General features: G+C 38.4%; 14 protein-coding genes and 1 pseudogene. 3 read left to right on the forward strand and 12 right to left on the reverse strand.

All coding sequences use genetic code 11. From position 1 onward, the window contains the following. Positions 1-7 precede the first annotated feature (7 nt). The 8 genes and pseudogenes from ACSU6B_RS18395 to ACSU6B_RS18430 all read right to left on the reverse strand — a co-directional run bounded on the left by ACSU6B_RS18395 (position 8) and on the right by ACSU6B_RS18430 (position 9,263). Complete coding sequence (locus ACSU6B_RS18395) at positions 8-1,381, reverse strand: putrescine aminotransferase (protein ID WP_410887443.1); 1,374 nt, start codon at positions 1,379-1,381, stop codon at positions 8-10. 25 nt (positions 1,382-1,406) lie between these two features. Next, positions 1,407-2,432: pseudogene (locus ACSU6B_RS18400) on the reverse strand (aldehyde dehydrogenase family protein); the annotation flags it as partial. Positions 2,433-2,663: 231 nt separating this feature from the next. Beyond that, entirely contained in the window at positions 2,664-4,787 is a 2,124-nt protein-coding gene (locus ACSU6B_RS18405; RefSeq protein WP_410887445.1) for a sigma 54-interacting transcriptional regulator, read from the reverse strand. A gap of 116 nt (positions 4,788-4,903) precedes the next feature. Further along, positions 4,904-5,152 carry a biotin/lipoyl-binding protein gene (locus tag ACSU6B_RS18410; protein ID WP_215002421.1) on the reverse strand — a complete coding sequence of 83 codons (249 nt, stop codon included), beginning with the start codon at positions 5,150-5,152 and terminating at the stop codon, positions 4,904-4,906. A 22-nt stretch (positions 5,153-5,174) separates the two neighbouring features. Further along, positions 5,175-5,465, reverse strand: coding sequence for an SAV0927 family protein (locus ACSU6B_RS18415; RefSeq protein ID WP_410887447.1), 291 nt, complete (start codon positions 5,463-5,465; stop codon positions 5,175-5,177). Positions 5,466-5,661: 196 nt separating this feature from the next. Beyond that, entirely contained in the window at positions 5,662-6,516 is an 855-nt protein-coding gene (locus ACSU6B_RS18420) for a nuclease-related domain-containing protein (protein ID WP_410887449.1), read from the reverse strand. Between the two features lie 431 nt (positions 6,517-6,947). Beyond that, positions 6,948-8,309, reverse strand: a complete 1,362-nt coding sequence (locus ACSU6B_RS18425; protein WP_210427077.1) for an APC family permease — start codon at positions 8,307-8,309, stop codon at positions 6,948-6,950. Positions 8,310-8,669: 360 nt separating this feature from the next. Next, positions 8,670-9,263: a cell wall hydrolase gene (locus ACSU6B_RS18430; protein ID WP_410887451.1), complete on the reverse strand. Its 594-nt coding sequence runs from the start codon at positions 9,261-9,263 to the stop codon at positions 8,670-8,672. 361 nt (positions 9,264-9,624) lie between these two features. Between ACSU6B_RS18430 and ACSU6B_RS18435 the strand changes: the two genes are divergently transcribed. The 3 genes from ACSU6B_RS18435 to ACSU6B_RS18445 all read left to right on the forward strand — a co-directional run bounded on the left by ACSU6B_RS18435 (position 9,625) and on the right by ACSU6B_RS18445 (position 12,085). After that, entirely contained in the window at positions 9,625-10,071 is a 447-nt protein-coding gene (locus ACSU6B_RS18435; protein ID WP_410887453.1) for a Dps family protein, read from the forward strand. Between the two features lie 139 nt (positions 10,072-10,210). Next, a complete protein-coding gene (locus ACSU6B_RS18440) occupies positions 10,211-11,476 on the forward strand; it encodes an FAD-dependent oxidoreductase (protein WP_410887455.1) in 1,266 nt (421 codons plus the stop codon). 522 nt (positions 11,477-11,998) lie between these two features. Then, positions 11,999-12,085 (forward strand): YjcZ family sporulation protein, encoded by an 87-nt coding sequence (locus tag ACSU6B_RS18445; RefSeq protein ID WP_168246269.1) that lies wholly within the window; start codon positions 11,999-12,001, stop codon positions 12,083-12,085. 83 nt (positions 12,086-12,168) lie between these two features. On the opposite strand, the gene ACSU6B_RS18450 is transcribed toward ACSU6B_RS18445, so the two are convergent. From ACSU6B_RS18450 to ACSU6B_RS18465, 4 genes are all read right to left on the reverse strand, one after another. Then, a complete protein-coding gene (locus tag ACSU6B_RS18450; RefSeq protein ID WP_410887457.1) occupies positions 12,169-12,573 on the reverse strand; it encodes a disulfide oxidoreductase in 405 nt (134 codons plus the stop codon). Between the two features lies 1 nt (position 12,574). Continuing rightward, positions 12,575-13,282 (reverse strand): DsbA family protein, encoded by a 708-nt coding sequence (locus ACSU6B_RS18455; protein WP_410887459.1) that lies wholly within the window; start codon positions 13,280-13,282, stop codon positions 12,575-12,577. A 163-nt stretch (positions 13,283-13,445) separates the two neighbouring features. Further along, positions 13,446-15,227 carry an ABC transporter ATP-binding protein gene (locus ACSU6B_RS18460; RefSeq protein WP_410887461.1) on the reverse strand — a complete coding sequence of 594 codons (1,782 nt, stop codon included), beginning with the start codon at positions 15,225-15,227 and terminating at the stop codon, positions 13,446-13,448. Beyond that, positions 15,214-16,983: an ABC transporter ATP-binding protein gene (locus ACSU6B_RS18465; RefSeq protein WP_410887463.1), complete on the reverse strand. Its 1,770-nt coding sequence runs from the start codon at positions 16,981-16,983 to the stop codon at positions 15,214-15,216. Before ACSU6B_RS18465 ends, ACSU6B_RS18460 begins: the two co-directional genes overlap by 14 nt. Positions 16,984-17,111: the final 128 nt, after the last annotated feature.

The raw sequence follows: 17,111 nt of genomic DNA on the forward strand, positions 1-17,111 counted from the left end.
AAAATCGTTAGGCATCTAAATGTTCTAATACATCTTTAAAAGTGCTAACCACTTTATTTACCTCATCATAACTAATGGTCAAAGCTGGCTCGATACGAATAGTTTTTGAATTAATCAAAGTCCCTGCTACTAGGACCCCTCTGTCAAACATTCCTTTTGAAACTTCGTAGCCGATTTCATCTTGATGGAATTCAATTCCAATCATTAAGCCCTGACCTCGGATTTCCTGAACCTTATCTTGATGGCCCTCTGCTGCCTTTTTCAGTTCTGCAAGGAAATAGGCCCCCACTTCCGCTGCTCTTTCTGGTAACTTTTCTTCAATTAACACCCCAATCGTCGCAATCGCAGCCGCACATGCTAACGGATTGCCCCCGAAGGTTGTTGTATGCATAAATGGATTATCAAACCAGCTCCTGAATACATTTTCTGTAGCTACAACAGCACCTGCTGGCATCACTCCGCCGCCAAAGGCTTTTGCTAGACAGATAATATCTGGAACAACCTCATACAATTCAGCAGCAAACATTTTTCCAGTTCGGCCCATTCCTGTTTGCACTTCATCAAATATGAGTAAGGAGCCATATTGATCACAGATCTCACGAACTTGTTTTAAATAATTTTCCGGTGGAAGGATGATTCCTCCTTCACCTTGAATCGGCTCTAAAAGAACTGCAGCCACATCTTCTCCAACGGAAGCACAGACTTCAAACGTTTTTCTCATCATGTCTATATCGCCAAACGGCACATGACGGAAGCCTGGTATTAACGGTAAGAATGGTTTACGGAACATCCCTTTAGCCGTTCCTGACAACGAGCCTAAACTTTTCCCGTGAAATGCACGAGTAGTAGAAATAAATGTTGTCCGCTCGCTGTACATTTTCGCGAGCTTTAAGGCTGCTTCCACACTTTCTGTCCCGCTGTTGGTAAAAAAGGCATACTTTAAATTGCCTGGAGTGATATCGGCTAAGATTTTTGCTAACATCGCACGAAGCGGATCCAGCAAATCCTGACTATGAAGTGCCTGACGTTTTAATTGGTCCGTTACCGCCTTAACCACCTTAGGGTTGCGATGACCAACATTATAGATGCCAAAGCCGCCTAGACAATCAATGTATTCCTTACCATTAACATCCTTAAAGCATGATCCATTATCAGACCATTCCACTGCAGCAAATTGGCCGCCTTCAGTAACTGTTTTGCGGTATTCTAGGAAGCCTGGGTTGACGTTCTCACGGAAGCCGTCAACGGTTTCTTTCGTAATCCAAGCTGCTTCTGCTTCGTTAATTTCCTCTTTTTCTATTAAACTTAGAACCTTATTAATATATTCACTTACATTTTTATTTTGCTCACTTTTTAATTCTCGTTCTAAATCGATACTCATAATTTATATTCCTCCTAGTAGTAAATTAGTTTGAAAACCAGCCAACCGGCTCAACCTGTAAATTGATATTAATCTGTTTTATTTCTTGAAATTCTTCAAGCCCAAACGTTCCAAGGCTGCGCCCAATCCCACTTTGCTTATAGCCTCCCCATGGTGCTTCGTTATAAGTAGGATGGTAGGAATTTACCCAAGTAATCCCTGCACGCAGCTTTTTAATGACCCGCAAGCCCTTTGCACCATTATTGGTAAACACACCACCGGCTAACCCATATACCGTACCATTTGCAAGTTTTATAGCTTCCGCTTCGTCCTTGAACTTCTGAATCACAACAACAGGACCGAAGATTTCCTCTTGGACAATTCTCATTTCTTGGACCACATCGACAAAAACGGTGGGTTCAACAAAATAACCTTTTTCTAACCCGTTGCTAACCATCCGCTTTCCTCCGCAAGCAACTGTCGCACCTTCTTGTTTTCCTATTTCAATATATGAAAGAACCTTTTCTAAGTGTCCCTGACTGACAAGCGGACCCATCTCTGTTCCAGATACATTTCCTGGTCCTACTTGAATTTGCTTAGCTCGTTCGACAAACCGCTGGACGAATTGATCATAGATGCTTTCTTCGACAAGGATCCTTGAACCAGCTGAACAGACTTGACCGGACCCTGCGAAGATCCCAAATAAGGCATAATCGACGGCCGTTTCAAAATCAGCATCGGCAAAAATGATATTGGGCGATTTACCGCCTAATTCTAATGAAACTTTTTTCATCGTCTCAGCTGCTGTTTTCATAATGTGCTTGCCCGTTTTCGTACCGCCGGTAAACGAAATCATATCGACCTCAGGATGGGAAGCGATTTCATTTCCAACAACCGCTCCAGCGCCCATTACCATATTAGCCACCCCTTTTGGCAAACCAACTTCTTCAAAAATTTCAAATAGCTTTTTCGGGGTCACTGGTGTCACTTCAGACGGTTTAAAGACAATTGTATTTCCCGCGGCTAAGGCAGGGGCAATTTTCCAAACACTCATTAACAGCGGATAGTTCCACCCTCACTGGAATTAATGCAAGAAGCGTGCCAACGCCTATTGACTATCGAAATAGGTTTCTTTCAAAATATATGAATAAAAACTATGCAATTTTGCATAACCCTAGTTTATTTTGCATAATCGAAAAGCGGAAGCGCCTTGTCCAGGGGCTTATGCTCCCGAGCCCAAAGGCGCTGGAGCTGGACATAAAAAAAGCTGCTTCAGATCATCAAGATCTAAAACAGCTTTTCATTAAAAGGTCGATAAATTTTCGATTTTAATATTTTTTTCTGTTAATATTTTCTGATACTTTCTGCTTACAGATGACTGGCTGATTCCTAAGGCTTTGGCGGCTTTTGTGGTCGTTTTATATTGATTCATCGCCATCACAATTAACTGCTCTTCAACATGATCAATAGCCTCTTGCAATGGAATGACCCTTGTAATTACTGGTTTCATCTTTTTATGTTCCAAGCCGATTGATAAAAATTGGCTGACGAATTCAGCATCAATCGTAGGGTGTTCGGCAGTGACTACTAATCTTTCAATAATGTTTTGAAGTTCCCTGACGTTACCTGGCCATGGATAAAACTCTAGTACATTAATAGCATCAGGGGTTAGATGATAATTCCGCTCATATTTCTCATTCAATTGCTGAAGGAAATGAAAGGCGAGCAGCGAAATATCCTCCGTCCGTTCTCTTAATGGCGGAATGTGGATCGGAATGACATTCAAGCGATAAAACAAATCCTCGCGGAAGGTACCCTCTTCAACCATTTTCTCTAATTTTTTATTGGTGGCAGCGATAATCTGCACATCCACCTTTATTGGTGTTGTAGTTCCAATCGGAATTACTTCCTGCTCCTGCAGTACACGTAACAATTTTACCTGTAGATGGATTGCCATCTCACCGATTTCGTCCAGAAACAAAATACCGCCATCAGCCTGTTTAAAGTATCCTTCTTTTCCATTCTTATCCGCTCCGGTAAATGACCCTTTCGCATAACCGAATAGTTCACTTTCAAGTAAATTTTCTGGGATCGCCCCGCAGTTTAATTTAAGAAATGGCTTTGTCGAGCGTCTGCCTAATTGATGGATCGCCTGTGCAATTACTTCTTTTCCAACTCCAGATTCCCCGTTAAGAAGGACTGTCGAAGAAAAGTCAGCAATTTTCTTGGCTTGATTGATAATCTTCTCCATTTTCGGACTACAGTAAATAAGCTTTTTCAAAAAGCGGTCCTTACTTTTAAAATCGTCCAATTCCTTCTTATATTGTTCTGATATCTTTTTAATTTCTTGCAGTTCACTTTTTAATCGTGTAGTTTCGGTAATATCGCGAGATGCAATGATAATCCGGTCGAGTTCATTTTTTTCATTTAAGACAGGATTTCCTACGGCAAGAATTTTTCTTCCAGCTTTTGTTTCTTGAACAACAGAGACCTTTTTTCCTTTTTCTAAAACAAGTCTTGTGACCGAAGGTGTAAACAGCCCTTGGTCCTCAAGTTCGAGAATATTCTTACCAATCAGTTCTTTTAAATCTACTTTCCAGAAATCTTGAATGATGTTTTCACTGAACCTGATTAGTTCCCCTTTGTTATTCACCACGAGGATTTCATCATATATACTAGACAAAATCGCATGCAGATCCTTATTTAAGTCCTTAATATATTCAATTTCCATGGCCATTTCTTCGACCATAGGCAAATCCTGGGCAACAATGATGATGCCATCGACTTCATTCTCATAGTTTAAGATGGGGCTATAATCGACAAGAATCCCGATTTCATTTTTGATGACCAAATGATTAAGAAGCGTCTTACCGGTTGTAAATACCTGATCAAGATGGGTACTGCTAAAAATTTCTCCTGCAGGAAGATTCATAACCTTTTCTGCTGTTGATCGAATCATTTTTAATCCGGCTTCATTATAATTTATAATTTGTTTTTCCTTATCCAATACAAAAATCCCCATCGGAATCGAAGTTAGAATAATTTTAAGTAAGTCGACACTTTTATTTTCCTGCTTAAAAAGCTCCGCTAGAACGTCCTCTCTACGAATATAACCTGCTGGAATACCATCCTCACCTCTAATGATGGCAAAGGGTTCGCCAATTATTTGGAACAAAGCAGGCAAGGAAATTTGTTCGCTAAGATGGCAGATGCTATCTAGCGATTTCGCTTGTTCAAGTAGAGATGCAATCGAAGCATGCTCTTTTTTATGGTTTTCAAGCAGTACATAAGCAAATAAGTGATTTTGTCTTATTAAAAACAAAAAGGGTTCTTTAAGGTTATTTAAGGTAGATCGAAAAACTTCTTCACTTTCATCCACGTCTACTGAAATAATTGGTTTCACTTTTTCTTTGGCAACGGAAAACATCGTTTACTTCCCCCTTAACACCTTATCTATTTAATACTATCATTTTATTTGCCATATTTTAAATTAAATATGGCAAAAAAAAAGAAGATGTGCGTACCATCTTCTTTTCCTAGCAATTAATCATTACCATTAACAAATAAATCTTCTTTAATATAAGCGAGAACCATCCCTGGAATAACTTTATCACCTTCCTGCACTTCAAGCGATTCAACTTCGCCGCTCAAACTAGTCTGAACCGTTTCTAATTTGCCTGACTCTGTTTTGATCATAAATAAGGTTTCCCACTCATAAATTCTTGACTCGCCCTTAATCGAAATCCTTGCCACCTTTCCATAACAAGGGCTAAGAACTACACCATAATACATAAACATCCCTCTCCCTTATGGTTTAATACTGCTCTTGAAAAGGCCGTGTCTGTAATACCAAACTGAAGAATTCTTGAAATTCAGGGATATCCTCTGCTTGGATTCCCAGTCTTTCTGCCCAATGATCGTCTGAATAGGTGTCCTCTTGGCAAAGTAACACCATTTTCCCAGACTGAATCGAAGTGACCATCGCTTTCCCAAAGAATTGCTCTGAATAGCCAATCGTCAAATCGTACCGATGGTTATTTGATATTAAACAAAAGTAATGGAACAGTTGCTGTTCTTTTTGTTCGGCTAATATCTCCAATTTCATAAAAACGTCCCCCTCTATTTGGTAGTGTTATTTATAGTAATAGCAAGTTTCGTGCCAACTAATAAATACCTGTTTTTATACGGTAATCTAGTGAAAAGGAGATAAGAGCTATGAAAAAATGATTGAATTATTCATTGCTGCATAAATGTAATTATGTCCGTTGGGAAATGTGCTAGGGGCATTTCAGAGGAGCTTACTACTGAAGAATTGGTGGTTGATGATATACCCGATTTTTAAACTTCCCTGTGTAGGGCAAATTCAATGATTTTAATATCTTATATCCAATATTTAAGGAGTCAATATGAAGAAATTGGCAGAGTTCAGCGTTTGTTATCGAGGGCTTTATTAATAGAAAGTAATCCTTAATAGCTTGAATATGTGCTGTTTTGGAAAGCGTTGCACATTTTGGACAACACCATTTTCCCTTTTTATAAACCATTGGTATGGTACTGCATTCTGGGCATTGGACACCGGAAGGGATATCTTTTTGAGATAAATTGAAGGCCTTTAAGATATCAGGGTTATCGGGCGTGTGGTTGGTTAATAGGAGACGCTTTATCTTTTTTAACTCTTTTTTGTCTAGCTTGTCTGTATTATTATATTTTGCTATTTGATCTATTTTCTCTAATAAATCTTCACTATTACAAATGTGTTGAATCATCTGGTCATTTCTTGATTCTGTTCTTATGATTGTCCTATCATTACTATTTACAAAAAAATAGTGAATGGGGACTTCGGTACAATTATGCTCCCGCAGCCAATTTTTTAGCTTTCTTGCCTGCAGCTTTGCTTGTAAAACAGGATTTTTCATCCTTTCTTCTGTCCCATTTTTTTTGCAAGTTGTCTGATTAAAATTCTTTTCAAAGGATATCTCTCCAGTCATATTTTTAACCTCTAGATCCATTGCAAAAGCTGAACAAAGTAGAAGGAAATCAATTTGGAAGTAGTATTGCCTATATAAAAGGCGAAGTCCATGAAAAATAAGGTATTTTGCGTCGGGGAGCATACTTAAGTGAAAGCCCACAGATTTCTCGCCTTGATATCCAGCCATTCTCCTTTTATATTCTGACACCACATCATGCCATTTCGGATGAAAAGTACTCAGTCTTCTGGATAGGGCCTCAAGCTTTTCAATTCGTGGGGTAATACAAATTTCTTGAGCAAACAAAAGTATCAGTCCTTTCTATTTTTTATCTTATTTCTCTTTTTTAATTCCATATTCCTGCAAAAATCGACAATAATTGTGAACTTGTCGTGAATTATTCATAAATTAATCGGTACATTTTGGGGCGGGTTCTTTGTTACCCGTCATTTTTAAGGATTTACCCGTCTAAAATCCAGAGTTACCCGTCAACTTTTCCATTTACCCGTCCGTTTACTGATTTACCCGTCACTTTCCTCTTTTTACCCGCCAACCCTTCCAACCACCCACCTATACAAATAAAAAGCCAGGCGATTAGCCTGGCTCAGGTAATTTTTTTGTTAAAGGGAAGAGGTCTTTTCAGCGTCATCAATATTTAAATCAGCAATTTTGATTTTAAAGAATCTTGTTTGGAAAAGCATATAAATCACACCAATTCCGATCCAAACAATTCCGCCAATGAGTGCATCAAATTGTAAGTTTGCCCACAAAATTCCCGTTAATCCAGCTCCAATGATCGGCATAATTATATAGGAGAAAATATCTTTACCTGTTTTATATCTCTTCTGGCGAAAAACGAAATGAGCAATGACTGATAGGTTGACGAATGTAAAAGCAATTAACGCTCCAAAGTTAATAAAGGAGGAAATCAACTCAAGGCTTGGGGCAATCGCAAGCAGTGAAACAACCCCGACTAAGATGACATTAAAAACAGGTGTCCGGAATTTGGGATGGACATAACCGAACGTCTTTTTAGGCAATACCCCATTTCGACCCATAACATACAACAACCTTGATACACTTGCATGTGAGGCTAGTCCGGAAGCGACTGTTGCTGCAAAAGCACCTGAAAGGAAAATCAGTTTGAAGAGTGTCCCACCCACAAACAAGCCAATTTCTGGTAAAGTGTCATCGGTTACCTTGAATCCTGAAACATCTGGAAATAAAGATTGGGCAAAATAACTACAAACGAAAAAAATGGCGCCGCCAATGAAGACCGTCAACATAATCGCTCTCGGCATCGTTTTTTGGTCAATCGCTTCCTCTGCATACATGGTTACTGCATCAAACCCAATGAATGAGAAGCAAACTACGGTTGCCCCTGTCAAAATTGCTCCGAGGTGGATATCGGAATGGAAAAGCGGTGCTGTTGTAAAAATCGTTCCTTGTCCCATTCCTTTGGAAAGCTGGACAAAGGCAAGGACAATAAATGCAGCAATTAAGACAACTTCAAAAATAACGAGCAGTGAATTTAAACTGGATGTTTTCCCCATACTCCATGCATTAATGGCAGTGACGATCGCGACATAAGCGACAACCCAAATCCAGGCTGGAACACTAGGAAATACTGAAACCATATAGATACGTATAATCAATGCATTTACCATAGGAAGCAATATATAATCAAGTAACGCTGCCCAGCCGACTATGAATCCTAAATGCGGGCTCATGGTCTCCCTTGTATACGTATAGGCCGATCCGGCACTTGGAAATACCCTTACCATTTTTCCATAACTAATAGCGGTAAATACCATAACAACTAATGCTGCAAGGTACGCAAGTGGGACAACACCATTTGTTTCTTCTGAGACAATTCCAAAGGTATCAAATACTATGGTTGGTGTCATATAACCCAATCCGAGCATAACGATCGCCCATAGCCCAAGTGAGCGTTTAAGAGTCGTATTCTCCAATTTAACCATCTCTCCTTTTATATCCGGATATTTGTTTATTAATAAGAAATTGTAAGCATTTACATTTTGTTTCAAGCGAAGATGGTGTAATTAATTAAAACAAATTAACTCAGAAAGGTTCCTCCTTTCATTTTACTAAAGAAGTCTAACTATTTAAAATTATTGCAATTTTTGTGCCAACTATGATTAATCGAGTTTGTCTGCCGAAACTCCTAGTTTGCACTTTTTAATTTCGTTTTTATTATTATGAAATTTTGCATAACCTACTCTAATTTGCATAACAAAAAAGCAGTGAATCCATTTTTAGGAATTCACTGCTTCGCTGATTATAATATTAAGTTCATGACATACTAGAATTACACAAGATAATTATTTCGCGAAACGGTGGTTACCGATCGTTACCGTTACTGGACGTGAATAGATCCACTTACTTACCGCTGTTTTTGGATTGTAGAAAAATAAAGAACCATTTCCTTTGCCCATTAATGCTATTGCTTCATTAACGGCTCTTTTAGAAGCAGCATCAGCAGGCTGATTAATCTGACCATTTGCTACAGGAGTAAATGCATAATGTCCATTTGAAATTTGATTGATGACTCCACGGACTGTGTTAGGGAAGTCGGGGCTCTTTACTCGGTTTAAGATGACGACCGCAACTGCAACTTTTCCACTGTAGGGTTCCCCTACTGCTTCTGCATGAACAAGACGTGCCATAAGGTCTTTATCTGCTACTGAAATTAGAGAGTTTGGTAGTGTCATATTTTGACCTGCAATAAGTGGCTTACTATTATTTGCACTCATTAATCTATTAATAGGAATACCAAATCCTTTTGCTAATTTCCAGTATGTCTCACCATACTTCACTGTGTGAGTTGTGGCCGCTTCTGTTGTTCCATTTAATGTAAAAGCTGACATGGATAAGATTAGGCCGGTCGCAATCATTAGTTTTTTAAATTTATTCATTTTATTACCTCCAATATTTGACTCGCTTCTCTACTATTAAGGCTAACAGTTGTAACATTCCAATTCATTACCCAAAAAGTGGTAACATACGAACGGCTTAAATAGCGCCCTGCATGAAGGCTTTCATCTATTAATTGGAAGTAATATCCATTATCTATTTATTTCCTAAAAATAACTCTCTTGGACAGTTTAGGAACGATTATTACATCCTGTATCAGGAATGTAACACTAAAAAGGCCTATTAAGACCGTCAAAATCACAAAACCTTCACCAAATTGACAACAAATCCCTTTAATTTGTACAGGATTTAACGTCAAACTTTGGTAATAATAAAGAGAGGATAAAAAGGAGGCTATTTTATATGGAAAATCAATTAGTCAGCATACTTAACAAACAAATTGCAAACTGGTCTGTGTTGTATACGAAATTACATAACTATCATTGGTATGTAAAAGGTGGACAATTTTTCACCTTACATGTCAAATTTGAAGAGTTTTATAATGAAGCTGGACTACATGTTGACGAATTAGCCGAACGATTGCTAGCAATCGGTGGAAAACCGGCAGCTACGCTGAAAGAGTACTTAGAAATTTCATCTATTAAGGAAGCAACAGGTAATGAAACTGCAGATGAAATGGTTGAATCAGTCATCAATGACTTCTCCATTATCATTGGTGAACTTAAAGAAGGCATGAGCTTTGCGGATGAGAAACACGATGAAACAACAGGAGACATACTGCTTGCGATTCATTCGGGGCTTGAGAAACATGTATGGATGCTAACTGCATTCTTAGGAAGATCCATTTAATTTTCATATGAGAAGCAAACAGTCCAACAATTTGTTGGACTGTTTTGTTATTTATAATAATTATTAAAAACTATTGACTTTTATTTAGTAATTACACTATTATTAAATTAAAGATACTTACAAATTGGAGGTTTCCTAAATGTCAACACCTGAAATTATCGTTTATAGCAGCACCGGCTGCCCCTATTGTGAAAAAGTAAAAACATTCCTAAAAGATCAAGGCTTTGCATATGAAGAGCGAAATGCTTCCATACATAAGGAATATTTTGATCAATTAAAGGAACGTAAAATTTATGGAACTCCTGCAACACTCATTAACGGAAAGCTGGTCCTTGGCTTTCAAGAGAAAAAATTCAATAAGCTGCTTGGATTATCAGAAGACTTTGCTCCCGCCGTGAGCAATTCAATACCAGAAACCAGCGAAGAAAGTGCAGATACTATTTTCCAATCAGTTAATGAAAAAATTCTTCAAGACGTATATGATTTTGTCACCATCGGCGGCGGACCCGCAGGTGCTTCTGCTGCTGTTTATGCTGCACGTGGGAAATTAAAAACACTTGTCATTGATAAAGCTCCAAAAGCAGGCACCCTAGCAATTACTCATAAAATTGCGAACTACCCAGGTGTGCGCGAAGAAGTTACAGGGCTTGAACTATTAACAAGAATGCAAGCACAAGCAAAGGATTTTGGCGCAGACTTCATCCGTTCCACCGTTCTATCGGTTGATTTTTCGGATGAAATCAAAAAAATTGAATTAGCTGAAGGTACCATCAAAGCTAAAAGTGTCTTCATTGGCGTTGGCGCAAAAGCTCCTTCTGGCAAGATTAAAGGCGAAGAGGAATTTACTGGACGGGGTGTAAGCTATTGTTCAACCTGCGATGCCGCCTTTTATCAAGACCGAGTTGTCGCGGTTGTTGGAGATAATGATGAAGCGATCCACGAGGCCGAGACATTGGCCAAGTATTGTAAAACAGTGAAATTGTTAATTCCAACTGAACTAAAAGGGGACGTGGATCTTTCTCAATTAGAAAATAACTCAAAAGTTGAAATTTATAAGCGTCACCGTGTAAGAGAAATTATTGGGACTGATAGTGTTGAGAAAATTGTCGTCCTTACTGATAAAAAGGAAGAACAGGTATGGGATGTCGATGGAATTTTCTTATACCTCGGCGGGATGATGCCAGGAACAGACTTCTTAAAAGGTGCTGTTATGCGCGATGAAGAAGGCTATGTGATCGTAGATGAGTACCTGCGTACCAATGTTGACGGCGTCTTTGCGGGCGGTGACGCTAGAAGAACACCAATTAAACAAGCAGTTATTTCAGCAGCGGATGGGGCGATTGCGGCTTTAAGTGCTGAGCAGCACGTCAATAAACGCACGAAACTTCGTCCCCAATATAGTTAATCTTTCAAAAAAAGACGGCAGCTGCCGTCTTTTTTTACCCGCTATAATTAGACTAGAATTGTTTCTTTAACAACTCCATTGATAACATAAGATTTCTTTATGTAAAAATTTCTTTGTTTTTCCTAGCCACCAAAACTGAATAAAAAAGCACATAAACATAAAAAACGTTTTTCGAAACCTCTTGTTGAATAGTAAGCGTATCATCTCACGCATCCTTTTCCTCACCTTTCATTGACAACTCCACGGGACAAGCCTGCGTGGTTTTCTTCCAAACTTACAACTTATTCTTTTTCCCCATCGTCTTCGATGTCTGTCTCTGTTTTTTCAAAAATTTCTTTGGCAATTTTCTCGAACCTTTTCGACTTGTTACCAACAATACCCTTCACAGATTATACATATGTCGATTTTATGACCTCTTGAAGTATGAATTTCATTCCTTTTTCTAATAGTCAACGTTTGTCCATTTCACTAGCAATGCTTCATGCATACATTGTTATTAAACAGCTGAGGGAGGTGATTTCTATGGGACATGGCGGAAGTAACAACTTCGCGTTAATTGTTGTGTTGTTTATTTTATTGATCATTGTTGGAGCATCTTTTATGTACTAATTGAGTAGACACTTTAGAAGCTCTAAAGCAGAAAAGAGCGGGAAACCATTGGTTTCACCGCTCTTTTTTATGGATGTAAGGATCTACTTTTTGCTGCGAGCTAAAATAATTAAGCTTACAGTAATAATCGTAAAAGCAATCAATGCTAATAACGGAATGGTAATAAAGCCAAGCCAGTTAATATAATCCTTTGAGCAAGGCACTCCGCTTGTACACATTTCAAACTGTTGTAAATAGGGGATTTTTTGTAATAACGTATGGTATCCTGCGATCAGCATCCCGATAATTGACAATGGCAGCGCATATCTAAATATTCCTTTATCATCCCGGTAGACGGCAACCCCTAAGATGATTGCCAGCGGGTACATAAAGATCCTTTGGTACCAGCAAAGTGTACAAGGAATGAAATGCATAACCTCACTAAAATATAAACTGCCAAGTGTAGCTATGATGGCAGCAATCCAGGAGAGAAGTAAGGATTTATTCATTCTATTCACCTTTTGCGGCTTTCGCTACCATTTCTTTTAAGTCATCAATGGTTTGTCCCTCGAACTTTTCTCCATTAACAAAAATAGTTGGGGTTCCTGTAACACCTAGTTTTACAGCGTAATCCATATCCTTATCCCAAGCCTTATCAGACTTCTTGTCCTGGAAGTTTTTCACAACCTTATCGACGTCACTATCGCTAGCTACTTCCTTCAATGTATCAACTAGGAAGTCTTCAGTAAAAAGATCCACTTTCTCATATTTGGTATCTTCAGGCTGCTTTTCGAATAATAGGTCATGGAATTTCCAAAACGTTTCATTACCAAGCTCTTGAAAAACTGATTCAGCAAACTTAGCTGAACGGGTAGAGTCCACATTGATGAACGAATCATTCATGAAATAAAATTTTGCCTTTCCGGTATTAACCAATTCCTGTTGGATAATTGGTACCACATTCTTGTCAAAATTTTTACAATTAGGGCATTTATAATCGCCAAATTCTATAATCGAGACGGGTGCTGATTTCTCTCCAAGGAATGGCTGATTGCTATAATCAATTTCAGTTCCTTTTGTTTCTTCTTGTTTTTTTGAATGATTTCCTAAGAAAATGAAAGCCAAAATGAAAACCGCTACCAATCCGACGACCCAAAAGGTGAATGTAGTTGACGATGATTTTGCTTGATTTTTCTTATTGTTTTTGTTTTTTGCCATGATAATCTCCTTTATATATTAAGGTAAGAATAGAACTTTTAATTCTAGATAGTATAAATATCACTTATCCTATTGAATAATGCAAATAAAAGGATTTTCTTTTATGTAATAAGTAAAAAAGAGAACTGCACTATCTTAAGTACAGTTCTCTTTATCTGACTATTTATCCCACTTCTAAAGATTTATGCTGTGATTGATGCAGTTTCCAATAGTAACTCTTGCGACTCATTAATTCTTTATGGGATCCATCCTCTATGATTCTACCTTTATCAATAACAAGAATACGGGTTGCATTTTGAATAGTAGAAAGACGATGAGCAATAATAAAGGATGTTCTGCCCGCCAGTAAAGTCTCAAGTCCCTTTTGTAATGCAAGCTCGGTTTCCGTGTCAATCGATGAGGTAGCCTCATCGAGGATTAGTATTTTCGGATTGGCTAACAGTGCACGGGCAAAGGAGATCAGCTGTCTCTGCCCAGTCGAAAGTCTTGTACCTCTTTCGTTGACCTCTGTTTGATATCCATCTGACAACCCGCTAATAAACGGGTGAGCCTGCACCGCTTTCGCCGCTTCAATCACTTCTTCGTCCGTAGCATCAAGCCGTCCATAACGGATATTATCCATTATCGTACCAGAAAAAATAAACGGGTCTTGAAGCATGACACCCATTTGCTTCCTAAGGGATGGGATGGTAACCGTGTTAATATCAACACCATCGATTTCAATTCGCCCTCTGTTCACATCGTAAAAACGGCTAAGCAAACTGACGATCGTTGTCTTCCCCGATCCTGTTGCACCGACAAGAGCAATGGTTTCACCAGGATTTACGCTGAAATTAATGTTATTAAGGATGTCTCCCCCTTCATCATATCCAAAAATAACATCTTGAAACTCCACTTTTCCTTTGATTAAAGGAAGTTCTCCAGCATTGGGACAATTTTTTACTGTCGGTTGTTCATCCATCATTTCAAAAATTCTTTCCAAATATGCGGTCGCATTAATGATTGCATTGTAAAAATTCCCGATATTCGCAATTGGTGCCCAAAACATCCCTATATACCCAACAAAAGCAACTAAAGCCCCAACTGTTACACCATCACCTATAAGAGATATACCGACAACATATATTAAAGATGTCGTGAGGACTGATATATTTTCAATCGAAGGCCAAAGCAAGAATTGAATTCGTACCGCCTTCATCCACGAGCTTCGATAGCTTTCAGATACTTCACTAAAAATGCGTTTATTTTCTTCTTCCCTCGTAAATGCTTGGGTCACTTTGATGCCGTTGATACTTTCATGAATATATGCATTCATATTGGATTGCTTGTTACTTAAATTTTGCCATGCTTTTCGCTGGGCATTTTTAATAAGCAGGATGACCGCAGCAAGAATTGGGAAACCAAGCATTGCCATAAGAGTTAACTTTACGTCAATGGCTAACATAAAACCTAGAATAACGAAAAGGCTGAAAAGGTCCGTAATCAAGTTAATTAAGCCATTCGATAATAAATCACTTAAGGAGTTTACATAGTTGACCACTCTCACTAAAATCTTCCCATGCGGCCTACTGTCATAAAATGAGAATGATAGCCTTTGTAAATGTGTAAACAAGTCTTTTCTAATCTGGAGAATGACACTCTGGCCAATCTGAGACATCATTCTAATCTTATATTTCATACAAATCCCGGTAATAACGAGGGCGATTAAGTAAATTCCGGCAAGAACCCATAAACCTCCAACATCTTTGCTAGGAATTTCCTCATCAATAGCTTTTTTAATCAAATAGGGCCCGATTAAATTTGCGCCACTGGCAATTAACATGATAAAAACAGTTAAAAGTATTTTTTTTCTGTAGGGTTTTAAATAAACCAACATCCTCTTAAGATGAATAAAACTGAAAGGTGATTCCAACTCTTCATCCACATCAAATTTATTGCGCGCCATTGAGATAGATCACATCCTCACCATCGTGCTGACCATCAAAATTCCCATTTTGGTTTCTAAACACTTTATAATAATATCCTTTTTTTGCAAGCAGCTCTTTATGCTTTCCTCTTTCAATAATCGTGCCATTTTCCATTACCAGAATTAAATCTGCCTCTTTTACAGAAGAAATCCGATGGGCAATAATAAAACAGGTTTTCTCCTTTAACATCGACTTTAATGTTCGTTGGATTCTCAGCTCCGTTTCCATATCAACAGCTGATGTTGTATCGTCTAGGATGAGAATGGATGGATTTTTTAGAATCGCCCGTGCTAGAGCAATCCTTTGCCTTTGACCGCCTGAAAGACCTACTCCTCGTTCCCCTATAATGGTATCGTAACCATCTGGAAGCTTGGAAATAAAATCGTGGGCCTCTGCCATTTTGGCCGCAGATTGAACTACTTCAAAGGATGCCTCTGGATTCCCATACGCAATATTTCCTTCAATGGTATCCGAAAAAAGAAATATATCCTGCATAACCATGGCCATACTATCTCTCAATTTATGAATATCCCAATCCTTTACATTGAGTCCATCCACCCTTATCCCCCCGCTGGTCACATCATAAAATCTGCTGAGAAGATTTACTAATGTTGATTTACCTGCACCAGTTGGTCCGATAATGCCCACCGTTTGTCCCGGCAGGACTTTAAAGCAGATATCCTTCAAAATAGGTTCGTCACCATAGCTAAAGGAAACATTATTGAAATCCACTACCCCCTTGAAGTGTTTCACATTGAAGCTTTTTACTTCATTGGTTATCTCAGGTCTTGTATTTAACAAATCTTCTACTTTTTCAGCTGAAGCAATAAACCTTTGAACATCATTGATTAACCATCCAGCCATACGCATCGGATTATTTAATGCCCAAATTAAGGAATTAAACGTTACTAATTCACCCAATGAAAGAGAACGATTAATTACCATACTGCCTCCAACTAAGATCATCACAACTGTTAATACTCCTGCTAATGAATCGAGCACTGGTAAATATTTTTCCCAAACTCTTGCGGAGGCAAGATTCTTTTCCTTGAATGCCTCATTTTCTCCTGAAAACTTCTCAATTTCGTAGTCTTCCTTTGCAAAAGCCTTTACCACTCGATTTCCGCTAATGTTTTCCTGCACGACTGAATTTAACCTTGCAAATTGTCCTCTGATTGCAGAAAAAGTGGGTTTGACAGTAAAGGATAAACGACCAGCAAAATAACCAATAAGTGGTGTCACCACAAGCATAGCTAAAGCTAACGGGGGATGAATATAGAACATAAACCCAATAGCAAAAATTAAAATGGTAAGATTTTCAAAGATCATATAAATAACCCAGGAGGTAAAATGCCTAACGGCTTCCAGATCCCCGGTCATTCGAGCCATAATATCTCCTGTTTTTGTGCGATCGAAAAAACTAAAATCTAATTGGTGAAGCCGATCATACAACTGATCTCTAATTTTGAATATAGCACTTTGTGAAACCCGTTCGAAGATTAGTTGATAATTATATCGTATAACCGTTTTGATCACAGTTATCCCAATCATGGCCCCCAAAACGGGCCATAACAAACCATCTTGATGACCATAGATAACCTTATCGACGATTTTTCCTGCAAAATATGGATTCAGCATATTTAATACAGAAACAAGTAACGCCAGAAAAAGACCGCTAAATAATCTGATCCTAAAGCTCCTTATATACTCCCACAACCAACGTATGCTTTGCATGATCTACTTCCTCCTTCCGAATCTGCATTAAACATAAATCATATTATTATCGTTACTTCTCTTATATGTATGGACAAAAGAATAATAGGCCTATAGTTGGTGTTGAAGTTTCAATCTTATATTAATAG

This window comes from Neobacillus sp. C211 (assembly GCF_051842875.1).
GTDB lineage: Bacteria > Bacillota > Bacilli > Bacillales > Cytobacillaceae > Neobacillus.